16 protein-coding genes are annotated in these 20968 nt (G+C 73.3%); 7 read left to right on the forward strand and 9 right to left on the reverse strand.

Features of this window, described 5'->3' with window-relative positions:
* Positions 1-213: 213 nt before the first annotated feature.
* A complete protein-coding gene (locus ACWC91_RS15385) occupies positions 214-666 on the forward strand; it encodes a universal stress protein (protein WP_225079190.1) in 453 nt (150 codons plus the stop codon).
* 408 nt (positions 667-1074) lie between these two features.
* On the opposite strand, the gene ACWC91_RS15390 is transcribed toward ACWC91_RS15385, so the two are convergent.
* Positions 1075-2853 (reverse strand): GAF domain-containing sensor histidine kinase, encoded by a 1779-nt coding sequence (locus ACWC91_RS15390; protein WP_374114057.1) that lies wholly within the window; start codon positions 2851-2853, stop codon positions 1075-1077.
* 139 nt (positions 2854-2992) lie between these two features.
* Here ACWC91_RS15390 and ACWC91_RS15395 point away from each other — a divergent pair, with 139 nt between their 5' ends.
* Entirely contained in the window at positions 2993-3856 is an 864-nt protein-coding gene (locus ACWC91_RS15395) for a universal stress protein (protein ID WP_281154103.1), read from the forward strand.
* A gap of 19 nt (positions 3857-3875) precedes the next feature.
* Here the strand turns inward: ACWC91_RS15395 and ACWC91_RS15400 are convergent, their stop codons facing one another.
* Positions 3876-4904 (reverse strand): 6-phosphofructokinase, encoded by a 1029-nt coding sequence (locus ACWC91_RS15400; RefSeq protein ID WP_450644118.1) that lies wholly within the window; start codon positions 4902-4904, stop codon positions 3876-3878.
* A 254-nt stretch (positions 4905-5158) separates the two neighbouring features.
* On the opposite strand from ACWC91_RS15400, the gene ACWC91_RS15405 reads away from it, so the two are divergent.
* On the forward strand, positions 5159-6301 hold the full coding sequence (locus ACWC91_RS15405) for a PP2C family protein-serine/threonine phosphatase (RefSeq protein ID WP_225079187.1): 1143 nt from the start codon (positions 5159-5161) through the stop codon (positions 6299-6301).
* Positions 6302-6306: 5 nt separating this feature from the next.
* Here the strand turns inward: ACWC91_RS15405 and ACWC91_RS15410 are convergent, their stop codons facing one another.
* Complete coding sequence (locus ACWC91_RS15410; RefSeq protein ID WP_225079186.1) at positions 6307-6663, reverse strand: DUF6343 family protein; 357 nt, start codon at positions 6661-6663, stop codon at positions 6307-6309.
* Positions 6664-6900: 237 nt separating this feature from the next.
* Here ACWC91_RS15410 and ACWC91_RS15415 point away from each other — a divergent pair, with 237 nt between their 5' ends.
* The 4 genes from ACWC91_RS15415 to ACWC91_RS15430 all read left to right on the forward strand — a co-directional run bounded on the left by ACWC91_RS15415 (position 6901) and on the right by ACWC91_RS15430 (position 8993).
* Entirely contained in the window at positions 6901-7251 is a 351-nt protein-coding gene (locus tag ACWC91_RS15415; protein ID WP_281154100.1) for a sortase-dependent protein, read from the forward strand.
* A complete protein-coding gene (locus tag ACWC91_RS15420) occupies positions 7248-7877 on the forward strand; it encodes a class F sortase (protein WP_281154099.1) in 630 nt (209 codons plus the stop codon). The genes ACWC91_RS15415 and ACWC91_RS15420 overlap by 4 nt, the downstream gene beginning before the upstream one ends.
* A 137-nt stretch (positions 7878-8014) precedes the next feature.
* Positions 8015-8506: an RNA polymerase sigma factor gene (locus ACWC91_RS15425; protein WP_225079183.1), complete on the forward strand. Its 492-nt coding sequence runs from the start codon at positions 8015-8017 to the stop codon at positions 8504-8506.
* Positions 8490-8993 (forward strand): hypothetical protein, encoded by a 504-nt coding sequence (locus tag ACWC91_RS15430; protein ID WP_225079182.1) that lies wholly within the window; start codon positions 8490-8492, stop codon positions 8991-8993. Before ACWC91_RS15425 ends, ACWC91_RS15430 begins: the two co-directional genes overlap by 17 nt.
* A gap of 88 nt (positions 8994-9081) precedes the next feature.
* Here the strand turns inward: ACWC91_RS15430 and ACWC91_RS15435 are convergent, their stop codons facing one another.
* The 6 genes from ACWC91_RS15435 to ACWC91_RS15460 form a co-directional block, all read right to left on the reverse strand.
* Positions 9082-10437, reverse strand: coding sequence for a beta-1,3-glucanase family protein (locus ACWC91_RS15435; RefSeq protein ID WP_450640244.1), 1356 nt, complete (start codon positions 10435-10437; stop codon positions 9082-9084).
* 239 nt (positions 10438-10676) lie between these two features.
* A complete protein-coding gene (locus tag ACWC91_RS15440) occupies positions 10677-11402 on the reverse strand; it encodes a helix-turn-helix transcriptional regulator (protein WP_374114054.1) in 726 nt (241 codons plus the stop codon).
* Between the two features lie 563 nt (positions 11403-11965).
* Positions 11966-14755, reverse strand: a complete 2790-nt coding sequence (locus ACWC91_RS15445; RefSeq protein WP_225079180.1) for an ATP-binding protein — start codon at positions 14753-14755, stop codon at positions 11966-11968.
* Positions 14756-14760: 5 nt separating this feature from the next.
* On the reverse strand, positions 14761-17547 hold the full coding sequence (locus ACWC91_RS15450; protein WP_281154097.1) for an AAA family ATPase: 2787 nt from the start codon (positions 17545-17547) through the stop codon (positions 14761-14763).
* 70 nt (positions 17548-17617) lie between these two features.
* Positions 17618-20464 carry a helix-turn-helix transcriptional regulator gene (locus tag ACWC91_RS15455; RefSeq protein ID WP_281154096.1) on the reverse strand — a complete coding sequence of 949 codons (2847 nt, stop codon included), beginning with the start codon at positions 20462-20464 and terminating at the stop codon, positions 17618-17620.
* A complete protein-coding gene (locus ACWC91_RS15460) occupies positions 20461-20907 on the reverse strand; it encodes a MarR family winged helix-turn-helix transcriptional regulator (protein WP_225079177.1) in 447 nt (148 codons plus the stop codon). Before ACWC91_RS15460 ends, ACWC91_RS15455 begins: the two co-directional genes overlap by 4 nt.
* Positions 20908-20968: the final 61 nt, after the last annotated feature.

The raw sequence follows: 20968 nt of genomic DNA on the forward strand, positions 1-20968 counted from the left end.
GGCGATCCGTTGATCCGCTTCCGAGAATCGCCGCCGTCCGGCGTGGTGGCCATGGGCCGCTGGTCCCGCACCAGGGCCGACCGGCCCCCTGACCGACCGGCACCGGGGGCCTCGCGCGTGCCCGGCCGCCGGGCGGGGCCGTCCCTGGCTGGCACGGCCGCGTCGGGCCGGGCAGCGTGGACGTAGGGACAACGACTGCTCAGTGAGGTGGCCATGCAACCCTCCGAACCGCGACGCCGGGTGGTCGTGGGCGTGGACGGTTCACCGTCCTCCTGCGCGGCGCTGCGCTGGGCGGCGGAGTACGCCCGACTCGTCGGCGGCGTCGTGGAGGCGATCCACGCCTGGGACACCCCGTCGGCCGTCGGCTGGACCGGACCCGCGATCGATCCCGAGTTCGACCTGGAGCAGGCCCGGGAGCGCTTCGCGGAGGGACTGCGCAGCGTCTTCGCGGACGACCGCCCGGCGCACCTGGTGGAGTACCTGGTCGAGGGCGATCCGTCCGAAGTGCTGATCCGCGCCTCGGCGGGGGCGGACGTCCTCGTCGTGGGCAGCCGGGGCCGCGGCGGCTTCGCCCGCGCGATGCTGGGCTCGGTCAGCCAGCGCTGCGCCCAGCACGCGGCCTGCCCGGTGGTCGTGGTGCGCGCGGAACACGAACGGCACGACTGACCCGCCCGACGCGGCCCTTGCCCGGGTCACGGACTCGGTGGAGCCCCGGTCACTCCAGCCGTGAAGCCCCAGCCACCGCCCGGTGAAGACCCGCCACGCCCACCACGACGCCCCGACCACCGCCCCGACGAAACCGCCGTTACCGCCTCCGTGAAACCCCATCCACCCCAGTGAAGCCCCGCCACGCCCACCACGACGCCCCGACCACCGCCCCGACGAAACCCCCGCCACCCCCACCGCGACGGCCCGACCACCGCCAGGACGAAACCGCCGTTACCGCCTCCGTGAAACCCCGACCACCCCGGTGGAGCCCCCGTCACCCGCACCGCAAAGCCTGAGCCACCGCCCCGGTGAAGACCCAACGACCCCCACCGCGACGCCCCAGCCACCGCCCCGCTGAAACCCCCGTCACTCCCCCGGTGAAGGCCGCGGGGACTCCGCCGTGCCCACCGGCGCGTGCCAGACCAGCCTGGTGCCTCCGCCCTCGGGTGTGGTCCACTCCAGGCCGCCGCCCAGTCTGCGGGCCCGCTCGGCCATGTTGGCCAGCCCGCTGCGGCGCCCGTCGGCGGGAATCCCCACGCCGTTGTCGGTGACCGTCAGCCGCACGCTCCTGCCGTCGGTCTCCAGCGCCACCTCCGCACGGTCGGCGTGCGCGTGCCGGGCGACGTTCGTCAGCGCCTCCGACAGGACCGCCACCACCTCGTCCGCGGTCTCCCGGGACACATGGGTGTCCAGCAGCCCCTCCATCCGCACACCGGGCGCGAACCCCAGCACCGGCGCGGCCTCCCCGACCACCTGCACCGCCCGCGTCCGCAGTCCGGCGCCAGCCTCCTCGTCGTGCGCCCGCAGACCGAAGATCGTCGACCTGATGATCTTGATGGTCTCGTCCAGGTCGTCGACGGCCCGCAGCACCCTCTCCTTGGCGCCCGAATGGTCGATGAACCGGCCCGCGCTCTGCAACGTCATGCCCGTCGCGAACAGCCGCTGTATCGCCAGGTCGTGCAGGTCCCTGGCGATCCGGTCACGGTCCTCCAGCAGCGTGATCTGCTCCGCGTCCCGCCGCCGTCCCGCGAGTTCCATCGCCACGGCGGCCTGCGCCGCGAATCCCTTCAGCAGCTCCAGCTCCTTGCCGGAGAAGTCGGTCCCGCCGGCCTCCCGCACGAGCAGGACCACGCCGCGCACATGATCGCCCGGATCGCCGACCGGCACCGCCACCGCGGGACCCAGACCGGAAAACCGCGGCGGCCCCGCCGTCACCCGCGGGTCCCGCGCGATGTCCGGGCTGCTCACCGGCACGCCGCCGGCGAACGCCAGCCCGGTCAGCGTGCCCTCCACCGGCAGCACCAGCCCCCGGTGCGCCTCCGCCTCCTGGCCGATCGCCAGCTCCACACTCAGCGTGCCGGTCCCCTTCACCGGCGTCGACATCGCCGCCAGCGCCGCCCCCGTGATCTCCCGCGCGCGCTCGGCGATCAGCCCGAGGACCTCCGCCTGGTCGGCACCCGACATCAGGCTCTGCGTGATCTCCGCCATCGCCCGCAGCCAGCGCTCCCGCAACCGCGACTCCTCGTACAGCCGCGCGTTGTCGATCGCCACGCCCGCCGCCACGGCCAGCGTGGCCAGCACCGACTCGTCGTCCTCGTCGAACTCCAGCCCGCCGCGCTTCTCGGTCAGGTACAGGTTGCCGAAGACCTGGTCCCGCACCCGGATCGGAACGCCGAGGAACGTGTTCATCGGCGGATGGTGCTCCGGGAAGCCGTACGACGCCGGATGCTCCGACAGCTTCGCCAGCCGCAGCGGTTCCGGATGCCGGATCAGCTCCCCCAGGATCCCGTGCCCTTCGGGGTACGCGCCGATCCGCCCGATCTGCTCCTCGCCGACGCCGACCGTGTGGAACGCCGACAACCGGCTGCCGTCGGGACCGATCACGCCCAGCGCCGCGTACTCGGCGTCCACCAGCGTCGCCGCGGCGTCCACGATGCTGTACAGCACCTGCTCCAGGTCGAGCTCCCGGCCGACCGCGAGCACCGCCTCCAGCAGACTGTGCACCCGGTCGCGGGTACCCCGCGCCGCGTCCAGACGCGCCTGCAGCTCCCCCAGCAACTCGTCCAACCGCAACTGCGGCAGCCGCACACGGGCCTCCCCTGACTCCCCGGAACCACCCACCGGCGACCCTCCAAACCCCCGCACACCACCGACAGCCGTCTCACCCACCTGCCAGCCACATTAACGGCCCCGGCAGGGGAGGGCACCGGGAGCCCGGCCGGTTCGGCTGGTGGCGCCGTCACGGCCCGTCCACAATGGTGCTTCGGCCGGCAGGGAGGACCGGATGACCCGATTCCTCGTGGCCGGGATCGACGCGTCCCGGGAGAGCCTCGTCGCGGGCGAGTGGGCGGCCGAGGAGGCGGCCCGCCGCGGTCTGGAGCTGCGTCTGGTGCACGCCGTGCCCGCTCCCGCCGATGACATCGCCGATCCGCCGGTCGCCCTCTCCTGGCAGCGGTCCGGCGAGGAGGTGCTGGGGCGCGCCGAGGCCGGTCTCGCCGCCGTGAGTCCCGGTGTGCGGATGAGCGGCGTGCAGGTGGCCGGCTCCGCTCCGGCCGCCCTGCTCTCCGCCGCCCGGACGGCCGAGCTCCTCGTCGTCGGGGCTCGGGGGGACGGCGGATTCGACGGCCTCGCGGTGGGCTCGACGGCGCTGGCGGTGGCGAGCGGCGCGCCCTGTCCCGTGGCGGTCGTGCCCCGGCCTCCCGCCGCCGCCCTGCACGAGGCGGAGGTGGCCGTGGGCGTCGGCGACGTCCGCACGGCGGCCGGGTCCCCGCTGGACTTCGCCTTCGGCGCCGCTCGACTCGGTGAGGCCCGGTTGCGGGCCGTGCACGCGTGGTCCCTCGGCGGCGCCCCGCTCTGGACCGCGCTCGCGGTGCCCGAGGAGGACCGGGCGACGTGGGAGGACGAGGAGGTCCAGCGGCTGTCCGACGTGCTCCGGGAGCCGCGCAAGAGATATCCGGACGTCTCTGTGCTGCCCGACGTCGTCCTGCTCCATCCGGCCCACGCGCTGGTGCACGCCTCGCGGCGGGCCGGCCTGCTCGTCGTCGGCCGGCGTGCGAGCCCGCGGGCGGCCGAACAGCGCCTGGGTCCGGTGGCCCATGCCGTCCTGCATCACGCCCACTGCCCGTTGGTCGTCGTGCCCCACGGGTGACCGCACGCCATTCCGCGGGTCAGGTGCCGAAGAAGACGTCGAACTCCTCGTACAGCTCCATGGGGACCAGCTTGTTCGTGCCCGCCACGTCCGCGAGCGGGACGCGTACGACGTCCGTGCCTCGCAGGGCCACCATCGTGCCGAAGGCGCCGTCCCTGAGGGCCTCCACGGCGTGCAGACCGAAGCGGGTGGCGAGCCACCGGTCGTAGGCGGACGGCGTGCCGCCCCGCTGGACGTGGCCGAGCACCGTCGTACGCGCCTCCTTCTCGGTACGGCTCTCCAGTTCCCGGGCCAGCCAGTCGCCGATGCCGGACAGGCGCACGTGCCCGAACTCGTCGCGCGACTCGTCCTTGACCACCATCTGCCCGGCCCGTGGGACCGCCCCCTCCGCCACGACGACGATCGGCGCGTAGTTGATCTCGAAACGCCTCTCCACCCAGGCGCACACCCGGTCGAGATCGAACTCCACCTCCGGGATGAGGATGGCGTTCGCGCCGCCCGCGACGCCCGCGTGCAGGGCGATCCAGCCCGAGTGGCGCCCCATCACCTCGACGACCAGGGTGCGCTTGTGCGACTCCGCGGTGGTGTGCAGGCGGTCGATGGCCTCGGTCGCGATGCCGACCGCGGTGTCGAAGCCGAAGGTGTAGTCGGTGCCGCCCACGTCGTTGTCGATGGTCTTCGGCACGCCGACCAGGTCGACCCCCGCGTCGGACAGCGCGCTCGCGACGCTGAGCGTGTCCTCGCCGCCGATGACGACGAGGGCGTCGATCTCGTGCGCGCGGAGAGTCTCGCGGATGCGGTCGATGCCCCTGTCGAGCCGGAGGGGATTGGTGCGGGAGGAGCCGAGGATCGTGCCGCCGAGCGGAAGGATCCCGCGCACGGCCGCGACGTCCAGGGTACGGGTGACGTCCTTGACGGCGCCGCCCCAGCCGTCCGCGATCCCGACGAACTCCCAGGCGTACTCCTGCGCGCCCTTGCGTACGACACTGCGGATCACCGCATTCAGACCGGGGCAGTCGCCGCCTCCGGTCAGCACTCCCACCCGCATGGTCTCTCCCTCGCAGCTCTCTCTCCCAGCTTGGACCCGCCGTCCACGGGCCGCACGGCACGGCCCGCCGCGCCGCGGCCCGCCGTTCCGCGTCCGGTTCATGCCGGCTCGCGGCCCGCCACCCACCACCCGGCATGCAGATTTTGTCTACATATGGTCCGATATGAGCCTTTTATGGATTCGAATGGTGGCCGGACCTATGACCCGGCGGCACCGGGCTGGCGCGGCGGCGTATGCCACGGAGTGAGGGCCATATGACGGACGTGGGAGCCAGTGGCGTCTTCGAGGGGGTGCGGGGGCAGCCGAGGCGTGCCCTCGTGGCCTTGCCGTTCGTGCTGATCGCGGTCGTCTCCCTCACGGACGCGCTGACTCCGCCGTACGTGGATCTCGGACCGCTGCTGATGGCGGCGCCCGCCGTCAGCGCCGCGTTCGCCGGCCCCCGGCTCACCGCGCTGGTCAGCGTCCTGGCCGTGGGCTCCCGGCTCGCGGTGGCCTCGCTTCAGCACACGGTGGGGGACGCGAGCCGAAACGGGGGGATCGCCGCGCTGGCCGCCGGCGCGATCGTGGTGGTCACCTTCACGGCCGTGCGCGACCGGCACAGGCGCGTGCTGAGTCAGGTACGCGCCGTGTCCGAAACCGCACAGAAGGTCCTGCTGCGGCCGCTGCCGGACCATATCGGGCCGCTGACGGTCGCCTCGGTCTACCTCGCCGCCGAAGCCGAGGCACAGATCGGCGGTGACCTGTACGCCGCGGCGCGCACCCGTACCAGCACCCGGCTGCTCATCGGCGACGTCCGGGGCAAGGGGCTGGCGGCGGTCGGGGACGCCGCGATGCTGCTCGGGTCCTTCTACGGATTCGCCTACCGACAGGCGTCCCTCCCCGCCCTCGCGGCCCATCTGGACGGCAGCGTCCGATGGGATCCGCACGGCGGCGCAGACAACGGCGAGGAGCGCTTCATCACGGCGGCGCTCCTCGACTTCCCCGACCACGGCGGCTGCGTCCACGTGGTCAACTGCGGGCACCCCCCGCCGCTCATGCTGCATCGCGGCACGGTGGCGCCGCTCGACCGCAGCCCGTCGGCGCCGCCGCTCGGACTCGGCGAGTTCAACGGCGGCGACTACGTCCTCGACAAGTTCCCCTTCGGCGAGGACGACCTGCTGCTGCTCTACACCGACGGCGTGGTCGAGGCCCGCGACGAATCCGGCACCTTCTACCGGCTCGCCGAACGTCTCGCCACGTGGGGCGAGCGCACGCCCGACGACTTGCTCCGGCGACTGCGCCGCGACCTTCTCGCGTACGTCGGGGGCCGGCTCACCGATGATGCGGCGGCCGTCGCGGTCATGTGCAGGCCGCCATACCTGCACCCGCCCGTCGCGCGGGGCGCACAACGGGGGTAGCGGGATCACCCGGCCTCTCGACGTGTGGTCGAGGCGGCGGCTCGTTCACGCCTCAGCCGTCGCTCGACGACCACCAGATCGATCACCGCGATGAGGGCGAGCACCCCGCACACGGCGGCGACGGTGGTCAGCGGTCCGGGCCCGGGGCTGTCCCCCGGCCCCGATCCGGCCGCCCACACCGCGAAGTACGCGGTCGCCGCGGCGAGGACCGGGACGAACACGCCGGACAGAAGCAGGCGCAGTCCGAGCGGGCTCTGCGCGGTGACCGGTTCCGTGCCGGTCCGAGGGGAGCGGCGGCCGATCGTTCCGGAGCCCCTTCGGGCCGTCCGTTCCTCACGTCGACCCGGATTCGTTCCACTCATGACGTCGTCCTCACGGTCCCGAGAGCGTTGCCTTCCCTCACCCAGTGGCCCCGAGCGGTCGGAGTTTCCCGCTGCCCGGCACTGAAACGGCAGCCCCAGCCCCGACGGTCGCCTGCCGGACGGCCCCGCACACGACTTTGCCATCCCTTTACAACCCGCTCCCGCCCTGCCTCGTCTCTCCGCTCGATCCACAACACGCCCGCCGACCGGCGGGCGCCGACGGAAGAAAGCGATCCGATGCGCCGAACCATCCTCACCGCCGCGGCAGTTGCCTGCACCGCCGTGCTGGCGGGAACCGCACCCGCCTTCGCCGACGGGGCCGCTCCCTCCCCGGTCCCCACCACGGCCGCGACCCCCTCCCCGGTCCCGACCAGGGCGGCCACGCCCGTTCCGGCCCCCGAACAAACCCGTGCCCCGGTCCGTGACCAGGTCCGCGCGGTGCCGGCGGGCGCGCCCGACACCGGTGTCACCACCCCCGCCCAGGAGTCCGGCTCCCGGGACAACCTGATCGGCGGCGGCGCCGGCGTGGCGCTCGTCATGGCCGGCGGGGCCGTCCTCGTCGTCCGCCGCCGGGCGACCGGGGCATGACGCCGCTCTCCAGGCGCGCGTTCGGCACCGCGGCGCTGACCGCGCTGCTCGCGGGCTGCGGTGGTGGCGGGAACGGCCGGTCCGCGACCGTCCATCCCACCGGCACCCGCGGCGGCACTCCGGACACCGGAGACGCCACGCCGGTCGCCGGCTCCCCGCGTCCCCTGCGGCGTTCGGTCCCGGTCCGGCTCCGGATCCCGGCCATCGGGGTCGACACCCCGCTGCTGAGCCTCGGTCTGGAACCGGACGGCACCGTGCAGGTCCCGCCGGTCACCGCACACGACCAGGCGGGCTGGTACCGGTACTCGCCCACACCGGGCCAGGTCGGACCGTCGGTCGTCCTCGGCCATGTCACGGTCGGTTCCTACGGCGACGGAGTCTTCCGCCACCTGGACCGGCTGCGGACCGGCGAGACGATCGACGCCCGCCTGGAGAACGGAACACAGGCACAGTTCGCCGTCACTTCCACCCGGACGGTGGCCAAGGCACACTTCCCGGCCGACGACGTGTACGGGAACGTGGACCGCCCGGAGTTGCGGCTCATCACCTGCGGCGGCCCACGCGACGACGACGGCTACCGCGACAACGTGATCGTGTTCGCCGCCCTCAGTGCCATCCTCCGCTGACGGGCCGACAGCCCACGACGGCGGCCGGGCCGGCGGAACGCGACACCGCCGGCCCGGCATCCTTCCCCTGGAGCCGCCGCCCCGCCCGCGGCCCCGACACACTCGTGCCCGACTCGGCACCCCGACCCTGGAGAGCGTTGAAACGGTCCCGCGACAAGGCAGCGTCCGAACTGTTCGCCGCCCTGTACCCGCGCCTCGCCGGCTGGTGCCGCCGGCTCGTCGACGACGACGAGACGGCCCACGAGATCGCCTCCGAGGCGTTCACCCGCCTCTGGGCCCGCTGGACGTCCGTGGAGGAGCCCCGCGGGTTCCTCTACGTGACCGCGGCCAACATCGTCCGCGACCACTGGCGCAAGCAGGAACGCGAGCGCCGCGCCGTGCGCCGCGTCACCACCGAGGCCGCGCTCCGCCCCCACACCGAGCAGACGGATCCGTCGGTGCGCCTGCTCGTGCAGTCCCTGCCGGAACGACTGCGCGTCCCGATCCTCCTCCACTACTACGCCGACATGCCGATCTGGCAGGTGTCCGCACTGACCGGACGCAAGGAAGGAACCGTCAAAGCCGACCTCCACGCCGCCAGAGAACTGCTCCGCGTCCACCTCAGGAGAAGTCTTGACCACTCGCTTTGACAACGACCCGGAGTTCGCGCCCGACGACCCGCTCACCGTGCTCCTGCAGCCCCCGGCCGGCCGTCTCGGGCCGCCGCCGGGCCGCTACGAGGCGATCCGCCGCACGGCCGCCCGCCGCAAGCTGCTGCGGGCCACCGCCGGAGCCGCGCTGACCTGCGCGGTGGCCGCCATCGTCGTACTGCCGCTGCATCCGTCGGCCCCGTCCGCCCCCGTCACGCCCACGGTCCCCCTGGCACCGCCGCCCCCGCCGCCCGCCGCGACCACGCCCGCCCCCACCCCCACGACGGCACGGACCGCTCGCCCCTCGGACTTCGCCACCCCCCGTCCCCGCCAGGACACCGCCACCAGGAGCGCCCCCAGCGCACCGAGCCGCACCGCGGCGACCGGCACCCGCGGAACGGCTGGGCCCGACCCGGTGCGCACGGTTCCTGCCGCCCCGGAACGGTCCCGGGCCGTTCCCACGCCCGAGGCATCAACTCCTCACTAAAGCCTTCCCGTTCACCGAGCGAGAAGCACGAGGAGAGGGTGTCCGCGGCCGTCTGTCGCGACGGCCCCGGACACCCTCTCGCGGTCGGCTACCAGCCGACGGCCACCAGCAGCCACTGCGGGTTGCCGTGGGAGATGAAGGAGGACTGGCCCGCCACGTCGTCGTAAGGGAAGCCGTAGGCGAGCCGGTTGATGGCGTTGTCGTGCCAGAACTGGGCGTAGTAGTTCGCGGGTGCCGCCTTGTAGTACTGGGCCGGGTCGGACTGCTGGGAGGCCGGCAGTGTGGCGACGTGCCGGTTGAGGGCGGCGCACATGTCGGGGTTGCCGGCCAGGGAGGCGGCGCAGCCGAAGATGTCGGAGGTGGCCGCGTTGACGCCGACGGACTGGGCGTACGAGGTGAAGTAGTTGGCGTTCGCGCCGCCCGCGCGGAAGCTGGGGTCGCTGCCGGGGGCGATGATCCGGTACGGGGCCTGGGTCTGGGCCAGTACCTTGAACTGGCTCGGAACGGCGTTGGTGAAGCGCTGGAAGGTGGTGGCGCGGTCCTCGGCGAACGTCTGCCGGTTCTCGCCCACCTCGACGTCGTAGCCGTCCTTGGTGTGCAGGCGCATGGCGAGCTTGAGGCCGAAGGCGTCGACGCGGGTCGTGTTGCCGTTGAAGACGTTGTTGCCGACGGTGAACTCGATGAAGTCGTAGTAGGGGCCGCCCGGCGAGCCGAGGTAGAAGTACATGCGGCCCGCCGAGTTCGCCGGCATGTCCAGGTAGGGCTGTTCGGCGATGGAGTGGACCTGCCCGTTGAAGCTCCAGTACACCTGGCTGTCCGGGTACTTGCCGTTGGTACGGTTGAGGATCTTCACCTCGACGGCGTTCTTCGCGGCGGGTATGTCACCGATGCCGCCCCAGAAGTCGTCCGGCGGGGTGGTGCCGCCGGGCCCGTAGACCTGGAACTCCCAGAGGGAGTAGCCGTACGGGGTGGCTCGCTCGGTTCCGTTCACGCGCACATAACGGCCGCTGCCCGTGACGGCGAGGTTCTGGATGCCGCCGGTGGCGGTGGTGGTGGAGTAGACCGTGGTCCAGGTGTTCGCGTCGGCGGAGGTCTGGATCTGGAAGGACTTGGCGTACGCGGCCTCCCAGTTGAGGGTGACGCGGGTGAGCTGCTGGACGGATCCGAGGTCCACCCGGAGCCACTGCGGGTCGGCGAAGGCGGAGGACCAGCGGGTGCCGGTGTTGCCGTCGACCGCGGCCGCGGCCAGGAAGGTGTCGTTCTCGACCGAGGACGCCACGGCGGGGCGCCCCTGGGACAGCAGTTGGTCCGCGGCGTGTGCGGACGACGGGGTCAGAGCGGCGAAGCAGGCGGCGAGCAGGACGGCGACCAGGCCGAGCGCCGTGCGGGAACGCGCGGCGGTGGTCGCCGGTCTGCGGGTGAGTGCGCCGGAGAAGGTCTGCATACGGGTCTCCTCAAGCCGGTTCGGCGTGTGTGGGGGTGGAGCGGCAGCAGGCGTGAGAGCGCTCTCTCCGGGTTGTATCCCCACCGGCGGCCGGCGTCAACAACTGAAGCCGAAATCACGGGAGTTGGCGATGCATGCCTTCATTACTTGATGTGAGCCGCCGCGTGCGGGCCGAGGCATCCCCCGACCCGCACGAGCGGCCTACATGATCCGACCCGGGGAGGGACTCCCCCGCGCCGTCAGTCCTTGATGAAGTCCGGGACCACCTTCGGCGGCCAGACACCGACTTTGAGCACGCCCATGGAGTACGCGCGGGAGACCAGCGCCGCCCGGTTCGGCACCCGGAGTTTCCGGAGCAGACAGGTCACGTGGTACTCGATGCCCTGCCGGCTCAGGTGCAGTCGTGAGGCGAGCGGGATCGTGGAGAGTCCGGAGGCTATGCCTTCGAGTATCCGGGCGTCGATCGGGCTCAGGAGCTTCTTGTTGCGTCCGCCGACGACCTCCGAGTCGGCCGGGTCGTTCTGTGCGCCGGGCATCATGACCAGGATCGAGGACTCGTCCGGGAGACCGCCCCGCACCATGAGGGCAGTCAGGGGGACGGTGAACGTGGCGTCGTCCCGCCCCACGGCGATGACGTCGGTGGCGAAACGATCGCGCCGGCCCTCGATGAGACCGGTGAACTGCCGCATCAGCGGCTGCTGGACACTGGGGTGGACGAGATCGCTGAAGGTCCGGCCGCACAACTCCGCGGACGAGCCTCCGAACTGCCAGAAGAACCCCTCGCTGGCCTGCTGGATGGTCAACGCCCGGTCGAGACGCGCCAAGTTGAGGCGGCCCTCGTCGAGCATCGCGGTCTGCTGCGACCGGCCGCCCTCGTGGAGGTCGCGGGCTTGCCCCTTCCCCGAGACGGCGAGGGTGGACGTGAACGAACTCGTCTCACGTCGTGAGTTGGTGACCTGCGGCATAATCGCCCTTCGTGCGGTGGGGGGTGTACTCCGCGCGCGGTGGACCCGAGTTCGGGCCACGACAGGACGGCTCGGCACGAGAACGCCCGGGCGCCCCTGCCTGGAGGGCGCACACCAGCGAATGTGGCGGCGGGCAGTGCCTCACGCATCTGACAACGTTGCCGGTCTGCGACCTCTCGTCGCCGTCACCGGACCGTCGGTCTGCGCAGCGGTTGGTACTCATGAGATGGGTGAACAGGTATCAGGTTCCAATGGCCTTCACGGTCAGGAAACTCGCCGGCCCTCCAGAACTATCCCTTCTCCTCTCTCACGGAAGAGGAAAGCCGAGAGGGACGCGGTTTCCCTGACCGTTCAATTCGCCATTTACCACTGGAACCACACCCGGAACTCTAGAGAGCCAACGGTGACCGGGTCAACGTGAACCGGCCTGATCCCGCCGATTCTGTGGAGTTGCGGGGGAAGGTTCGGTCGATCGCCCGGACACCGCACTCAAGGTTCGGTACGGTCACGGAACAGCAGGCCAGAGGGCATTTTCGATAGAAACGGGCGAACCGAATGCCCGTTCAGCCGGGAGCGTGCACGCCGGTTTCCTGGAGAACTGCGGCCAGCTCACGCCTGCCCGTAATGCCGAGTTTACGATAGGAGTTTGTCAGATGCTTTTCCACGGCTCGGGCACTCACTTGGAGTTCAGCTGCAATTTCCTGATTGGTGAGCCCATTGACAACTAGTGATGCCACACGGCTCTCGGTACGGGTGAGTGCCGACCGTACGACCGGGACGGAGGGCCGGCCTTCCGCGCTGACCGGCCCGGCCAGCCAGGGAACGCCGCACGACTCCGCCAGCTCACCGGCCTCGCGCAGCGCCTCCCGGGCCTCGGCACCGTCCCCCAGCAGCCGACCCAAGTCCCGTACCGCCATGAAGAGTTCCAGTTCGTTGGCGGAGTCGCGGAGTGTCGCCACGGCCTCCCGCAGCAGATCGACCCGGTCGTCCGCACCGTCGGCGCGGGCGCGCAGCCGCAGTGCCCGGCCGATGGCCACCGGCGCTCCCCACTCCCTCGCCCGCGCGCACTCCTCCGCCGCCAGCGTCCGGGCCAGGTGATGGTCGCCGAGCTGCTGGGAGAGGGAGATCGCCCAAGGACGCCAGGGGAACAGAACGGGATTGCGCCACCCCGCGCACTCCAGCTGCCGACCGCATTCCATGGCCGTCTCCAGAGCCGTGACGGCCTCGCCCGCCTGGGCCTGTTCCGCCATCCGCAGCAGGCTCAGCAGTGCGGCCGGGATCGGCGCGAGGGACCGGCCGGCCGCCTCGGCCACGATGCGTGAACCCAGTTGCACATCACGCGCCGACAGGGCCAGCGCGCCCAGCACACCGTAGACGAAGCAACGACTCTCCTCCCCGATCGTGCCCGCCAGTTCGGCGATTCGCTCCGCCTGCTCCCGGGCCTGGGGCAGCCGGCCGCGCGCGATGTGGAACAGCGCGCGCCGCGCATGCCCCATGGCGTCGCCCCCGCCGTCGTCCCCGTACCCGCTCCGCTCCGCGGCGTTCAGCCAGGACTCGGCCGTCTGCAGGGCGTCGGCGCCCACCAGGGAGAACATCACCAACTGCATCACCGAACCGCCGCCGGTGGCGGTCGCCGGTTCCCAGTCGAGGATGCCGAGGGCCTGCCGTACGATCTCCGACGCGTCTCCGTCGGCACTGAGCGTCGCCGCGTGCAGCAGCACGGCCAGCAGTTCCCGGCCGCCGCGCGAGCGGACCGTGGGCTCCAGGACGCGCAGCCTGGCGACGGCGTCGGCGAGTTGGGCGTAGTCGTCGAGACCCGTGTACCGCAGCCTGGCTTCCAGGGACAGCGCCTCTTCGCCACCGGGGTCGTCCTGCGTGTACGGGTCCACGAGGTCCTCGGCGGCGCGCCTGAGCAGGGCGGCCCCCGACGGGGTCACGGGGCTGGTCACACAGGGCGAGAGCCGCAGCACCGCGGCAGCGCGGTCACGGGCCGTGGGGAGCAGGGGCAGCGCCTGCGCGATGTGCGATTCGGCGGTCGGCGGATCGAAGGACAGCTCGACAGCCGCGAGTTCGACCAGCAGCTGGGCCCTCGTCCGGTCCTGCTCGACCGCTTCCAGCAAAGCCCGCCGCAGATACCGGGCGGCGAGTTCCGGCCTCCCCTTGCGCCGTGCGGTGTCCGCCGCGCTGCGCAGCACCGGGACGGCCCAGGGGTACCGGGGCGTCGGAATCGCCATCAGCTGGGCGGCGACCTGCTCCGCCGGGAGCCCGGCGTCGTACAGGACCCCGGCGGCGGCCTCCTGCCAGCGCTGCCGTTCGGCGGCGCTCATCGAGCATTCGACGGCCTCCCGTACGGACGGGTGGGCGAAGCGCGCCTCGTCCTCCCCCGCCGTCAGCCCCAGTTGGTGCAGGACGCGCAGCGCCGTCGTGAAGCCGACGTCGTCGAGGCCCGCGAGGCGGCCGAGGAGTGCGGGCTCCTCGTGCCCGGCCAATGTGGCGATCGCCGCCGCCGCGTCCCGGACCGGTTGCGGCTGGAGCAGCAGGCAGTTCAGTAAGCGGTCGCGGAGTTGCGCGGGACGCGTCGCGTGCACGAGCCCGGTGCTCGCGGCGCTGGGCGGGCGGCCCGTGAGGGCGGCTTCGGACAGCACGGGCAGAAGGAACAGCGGACGCCCCTGGGACATGTCGTGGCAGGCGTGGACGAAGTCTTCGTCGGCGGGTTCCCCCAGGCGCGCGCGCACGAGTTCCCCGGTGGCGGCCGGAGACAGGGGCGCGGGATGCAGAATCCGGGCCGAGGCGCCCACCACCTCGTGCACCAGGGGGTCGCGTGAGCCCGGATCGCCGTCCCGCAGGGTGCACACGAGCAGCAGCCGCAACCCGTCCAGCCGCGGGGCGAGATGGGCGAGCCAGCGCAGTGACCACGAGTCCGCCCACTGAAGGTCGTCGACGAGGATCAGCAGGGGGGCCGTGGCGCTCAACTTGGCCAGCACCGAGCGCAGATCGCGCAGAACCGTTCCGTCCAAGGTGTCGGGGTCGGGCACCACGTCGTCGCCGAGCACCCGCCGGGCGGCCCCCGCGTCGGCGAGCAGCCGTTCCCGGCCCGGCCCGGGTGCCGTGGTGAGCAGGCTGTCGAACAGCTGACGCACCACACCGCAGGCGAGGCCTTGTTCCGTCGGCGCGGCGTTGGCCCGCAGCACATGCACCGCGCCCTCGTCGGCGCAGCGGGGCAGTTCGTTCAGCAGCGCCGAACGGCCGATGCCCAGGGGGCCGGCCAGCACCATGTGGGAGGAGCGTCCCTCGGCGGCGGCGCGCAGCGCCTGTCGCACCGCGGCCAGCTCGGCACCTCTTTCGAGCAGCATCGCGTTCAGTGTCCTTCCATCGCGCGGACCAGTTCCCGCAGTTCCTGGCGTCCGTTGACGCGCAGCTTGCGGTAGACGCGGGCGAGCCGGAGTTCGACCGCACGGCTCGAGATCTCCAGCAGCGCGGCGATGTCCCGGTTGCTGCGGCCGCGGCCGGCGAGGAGCGCGGACTGCCGCTCGGCCTCCGAGAGGTCGCCCCAGCCCGGAACCGACACCGTGCCGGTGGCCGCTCCGGCCAGCGCACGGGCCCTGACCGCCATGGGGGCGGACGGATGGGCGGCGGTCAGCGCGCACAGTTCGGCGAGCGACAGGGCGGCCATCCGCCGGTCGCCGCCGCTCTCCGTCATCTCCAGGGCCGTGTACTCCGCCAGGACCCGGGCGTACTCGGGACCGGTCGGCGCCGAGCGCACCGCTCCCATGGCCGAGCGGATGCCCGCCAGGCGGTCCTCCCGCCCGGCCACCAGCACCGCGGTCAGCTTGGCCCAGGCGAGGGTGCTGCCCGCGCCCCAGCGCAGGGCGAGCGCCAGTTCCTGTTCGCTCAGCCGCCGGGCCTCGGCCGACTCACCCAGGGTGTGACAGGTCAGTGCCGTGAGCGAACGCCACGGCACCAGCACGGGGTTGAGGTGATGGCGGCTCAGCAGCCGGCGGCCGCACTCCCGGAACTGGTCGCGCGCCTCCACCGGGTTGCCGCCGCGCAGCGCGACCACTCCCCGCGCGAACAGCAGGCGGGGCCAGTGCTCGCTGTCCTCCGCGACGGGCGGCAGGGGCATGGCGGCACGCTCGCGGGCCGCGTCCCCGCGGCCGCTCTCCACGTCCACGACGATGCGGATGCCGTACAGATGGGGCAGGAGGGCGGCCGATCTGCCGAGCAGGCGCGCCCCTCGCTCGGCGGCCTCCAGGTCCCGCTCCGCCTGGGCGTGCCGGCCACTGCGTACGTTGAGTTCGCCGCGCAGGGCGAGGATCTGGGGGGCGGCGAGCCGGAGCCGGCTTCCGTCGAGTGCGCCGAGCAGCCGGTTCAGGCCTGACTCCGCGTCGTCCAGCGCGTCCGTGAGGCACAGGGCCTTGCACGCCGCCAGGGCGGGCTGGACGAGCGGGCCGTCCGGCCGTTGCTCATCGGCGAGGGCGGCCCGGGCCAGGCTCCTGACCTCGTGCAGGCTCTCGCCGTACAGCGCGAGTTGCCAGGCGCGCACTGCGGCCTGCGCGCGCGTGGCCGGACGCTGCGGCAGGGGTGGCACCGTGGGCACGGACGGTACGCCGTTTCCCTGGCCGGTCGGGTCGGCCGCCCAGAAAAGCGCGAGCAGGTCGTCCCGTTCGGCGCCGGCCGCGACCGTCAGCGCGTCCGCGAGCGACCGGCGCACCACCTCGGTACCGCCCCCGGTGAGGCCGATATCGGCGGCGTGCAGGCGCACGGCGGCGGGGTTCTCGGGCGTACGGATCAGCCGCTCGATCCGCAGGTCCCCGGCCTCGGGCTCGGTGACCAGGTGAACGGCGGCCAGTTCGAGGCCGAGGCGGGCGCGCTCGGCGGGATCCCGTTCCTCCTCCACCGCCCGCGCGAGGAGTACGGCGGCGCGGTCGTGCTCGCCCTCCCGCACGGCGTGGTCCGCGTCGCGGCGCAGTGTGCGGATGGCCCAGGCGGCCCCGGTCGGGCGCGCGGCGAGCAGCAGGTCGGCCACGGCCCGGTCCTCGGCCCCGGCGCGGTGCGCGAGTTCGGCGGCCCGAACATGCAGATCGGTCCGGTCGTCGGCCGCCATGTCCTCCAACACGCGGACCCGCAAAGCCGGTTCGACCGTGAGACGGCCGTCGGGCAGGGCGCGGATGCCGGCCGTCCGGGCGAGGGCCGCCCGCAGCCGGTGTTCGTTGAGGGAGCCCGCGCGAGCGAGCGTGCGGACGAGGGGGAAGTCGAGCAATTCCCCGCAGACCGCCAGCACCCGCACCACCTCGCCCGCTTCGGCGCCGAGTCCCCGTACGGCGCTCGTCAGGTGGTCGCCGAGCACGGCGGAGCCGGCCGCCCGGAGGGCCGGGACCTGGGCCGCGGCCGGCCGGTGTCCGAGCTCGGCGTACCGCTGCAACAGGTCGTGGAGCACCGCGGGATGCCCGCCGCTGATCCGGCCGGCCTCGGCCGTGAACGCCTCGTCCGCGGGTCCGCAGACCCGGGCCACCTCGGCGGCGACCTCGTCCGGGGGCAGCGGTGCCAGGGTCAGGTGATGGGCGACCGGGCCGGGTGCGGAGCCGAGTTCGCCCGGCCAGCCGGGGTCGGCCGCCGCCGCGTCGTCGCCGCCGCACACCACCGCGAGCGGTGCTCCGGCGGATCTGCGCAGCAGCGCCTGGAGCCAGTGCAGCGACTCCCGGTCGAGCCAGTGCGCGTCCTCGACGGCCAGGACGGTCGGACGCTCGCGCGCCGCGCGCAGCAGCCCGGCCAGCCCCGGAAAGGGCTCGCGCCGCGTCGGCCCCGGTGGTGCCGCCCGTATGCCGGTCGGTGGGGCGTCGAGCGGTTCGAGGAGCTGCGTGACCACTCCGTACGGCAGTTCGGACTCCGACAGCGCCGCTCGGGCGCGCAGCACCCGGTGGCCCGACTCGCGGGCCCGGTCGGCGGCCCGGCGCACCAGAGCGGACTGGCCCAGCCCGCTTCTGCCCGACAGCGTGACGAGCACCGGTCCCGAGGTGTCGAGCCCGTCGACGACTGCTGCCACCACGGCCCGCTCCCGTGCCCGGACGCGGGACGGCGGGTCCTCGGCGGCCGCCGCCGACCGCGCCTGATAGTGCGGCCGGCGAGAGGGGGTTGACCCCGTCATCCGTCACTCACCCCGTCTTCCTTCCCCCGTTCATGTTGTGCGGCGTGTGAGTCCCCGACAGGCCGGACCTTCACGCCCCTTCCAGCACCGACCAGCCCGGCAGGGGCCACGAGCGTCCGTGCACGGCGCGCAGGGCGTCCGTGAGCTGGTCCCGTCGGCGCACCCCGAGCTTCCGGTAGACATTGGTCAGATGTGACTCGACGGTGCGCACCGTGACGAACAGCCGTTGTGCGATCTGGCGGTTGCTGGCTCCGGACACCGCCAGTCCGGCCACCTTCAGCTCCGTGGTGGTGAGCAGGCCTCCGGCCGGCGCGTCGGCGGCGTGGCCCATGCGCCCGCCGGCGGAGACCAGCAGGCTGCGGGCCGACTCCGCCAGCGCGAGCGCCCCGCAGCCACCCGCGATGCCGGCCGCCTTGCGCAGCCGCTCCCGGGCACCGGCCTCGTCTCCGTGCAGCAGGAGGGCCCGGCCCAGCGCGTATTCGGCACGGGCGTACGCGGAGACCGCGGGCGACCGGGACAGCTGGTGGGCCGACTCGGCTAGCAGGTCGAGCCCGGCCCGGCCCGGGGTGAGGACGCCCGACGCGAGCGCGGCGAGCCCGAGGGCGCGCGGCGTTCCCCAGCGCCGCGCGCGTTCGGCTCCTTGTTCGGCCAGTTCTCTGCCTTCCGCCGGCCGGATGGCCGCGAGGATCAGGCAGGTGTCCACCCACCAGGAGGTGAGCACCGGGCTCAGCACACCGGCGGTCTCCTGCACCGCGCCGCACTCGCGCAGCAGCCGCAGCGCCTGCCGGGGGCTGCCGGTCGCCCAGCGGGTGCGGGCGCGGGTGTGCAGATACAGCAGGTAGGCGAGGGCCGAACCGCTCGGCTCGGAGCGGCCGATCCGGTCGAGCAGCCGCTCGGCCTGCTGCGGCTCGCCGCGGTCGACGAGCACCGAAGCGAGCACCGCTCGTGCCGTGACCAGCCGTGCCTCGCAGTTGGTGCGGCCCGCCGCGGCGATCGTCGAGCGGGCTTCCGCGGCGGCGTCGAGGACGGCACCGTCACGGTGCAGCAGATGGGACCTCAGGGACCCGGTGAGCACCCGTACCCAGGCCGTCGGTTCGTCACCCTCGCGCCGCAGCATGGTGTCCAGCGCGGTGTGCGCATCCGTCGTCTCGTCCGCGAGGCCGAGTGTGGCGGCGGCGGTGAACAGCAGCCACGGCGGCGGCTGGGGGGAGGGCGTGGCCAGCGCGCGCCGGGCGGCTTTCACGGCCGCCTCCCGGGAGTGGCCGGCCAGCGCGGTACGCAGGGCGGCGAGCGCCTCCGTCTCGTGCCGGTCGGTGCGCAGCCGGTACGACGCCGTCACCGTGCCGCGGTGCTCCCGCGCCGCCACACCGGTCCCGCGCCGTCCCATGAGCAGCAGCACGGTAGCCACCTGGTCGCGCAGTTGCGGGGCACGCTCGGGGCCGGACGCCAGGGCGTCCCAGGCGGTCTCCAGTGCTCCCAGGATCTCCGCCCGGCAGGCGGCCGGGAGCGGTACGGACAGGCATGCCATGGCGTACTGGACCGCGATGGCGGCCCGCCCGCGCGTGTCGGCCGTGCCGGCGAGCGCCGCGCGGAACAGCGGAATGGCGCTCAGGGGGTCGTCGGGCGCCACGGCGAGCGCCAGCCGCAGCCGTGCCTCGACGTCGTCGGGCTCGGCCTCCAGCACCCGGCGCAGACAGCCGGCGGCCTCGGCGAGGGCGCCGCGTTGCTCGGCCCGGGCGGCGGCGTCCCGCAGGACCGCGGTCATCCAGGGTTCCCGGGCGCGGGGCAGCCGCATGAGATGCCGGGCCACCTCTTCGACGGGCCGGCCCGCGTCGCTGAGCAACAGCGCGGCTCGGGCGTGCAGGTCGGCTGCCCGCGCGGTGCCGAGCGGTTCCAGCAGCGCCGAACGTACGGCTTCGTGCACCAGAGCGGTGCCGTCGGGAGTGAGGGCTCCCGCGTGGCGCAGCACGGCGATCGCCTCCTCGGCCTGCGCGCGGTCCACCTCCGCCAGCACCGCGACGCCCTCCGGGGGCTGCGTGCTCCCGAGCAGCGCGATCGCCGTGGCGACACTCCGGACCGTGGCGGACTCGCGGTCGACCACACGCCGCACCGACCGTGCGGCCATGCCGCCGCCGAGTTCCCACGCCTGTTGCGCTCCTGCCTTGTCCGGAGCCGCGCCGCGTCTTCTCAGCTCACGCAGCAGCCGGACGGCGGTGCGCGGGTTGCCGCCGGTGACCTCGGCGACGCGCTCGGCGAGCCGGGGGTGCGCCGGCGTGCCGAAGACCTCTTCGGCGAGGCCGCCGACGGCGTCGGTGCCGAGGGGCCCGAGGGGCAGCGCGGACACCGAGGGGTGGGCGAGGAGGTCGGCCCAGGCCCGGGGAGCGCGCGGGTCGGTGCCGGAGCTCCGGGCGAGGACCACCAGCAGCGGCTGCCCGGCCGCCCGCCGCAGCAGGAACTCCAGCCAGCGCACGGAGTGTTCGTCGCAGTGGTGGGCGTCGTCGAGTACGAGCAGCAGCGGCCGGTCCGCCGTGAGCCGCAGCACGTGCCCGAGGAGCCGGCGGAACACCGGGTAGGCGGAGGTGAGGGTGAACCGCTGGGCATCCCCGGGGCCGGGCAGGAACACGGCCGGGCTGTCCTCGCCCGGCTCCGGCTCCGGGCGGTCCGGAGCGGGCGCGCCCGCCGGCGTGAACAGCGCCCTCAGCCCCGCGTAGGCGCCGGCGCCTCCGGCCGCCTCGCCGCAGTGCGCCCGCAGCACCGTCATGTCCCGGCACGCGGGGGCGCGCAGCAGGGCGTCGAGGAGCACGCTCTTGCCGTAGCCGGGCGGTGCGGTCAGCACCACGCACCCCGTCTCACCACGGCGTGCGGCGGCCGCCCGGGCGCCGAGTGCGGTCGACTCGTTGTCGCGGCCGTGTATCACGTCGTACTCCGGAGGCGGTCGAGCAGGTTGTCCAGGGTGGCCAGGTCGTCCTCGCTGAACTGGGCGAAGGTGTCCCGCAGATTGCGTACGTGTCCGACCGCGGCCCGGTGGAGGACATCGTGCCCGGCGTCGGTGATGGCGGCGTAGGCGATCCTTCGGTCCCTGACGCAGGGGCAGCGTTCGACGTAGCCGGCCGCCTGTATCCGGTCGATCAGCCTGGTGACCCCGCTGGTGGTCAGGGCGATCTGGTCGGCCAGCGCACTCATGGTCAACTGCCCTTCCTCCGCGCGGGCGAGCCGGATCAGGACCTCGAACCAGACGTGCGGCAGGCCGACTTCCGACTGCATGGCCGTGCCCAGGCGCCGCTCGAGGTGACTGTGGGTCTCCACCAGGCGGCCGAACGTCGTGACGAGGGGGTGGTCGATCGGGTTCGAGGAAGGCACATGGGGATTCTAAGCCAGAACACTTGTCCAGTCAGCTATTGTCGAGTCAGAGGCAGCGGTT

The organism is Streptomyces sp. NPDC001204 (assembly GCF_053598035.1).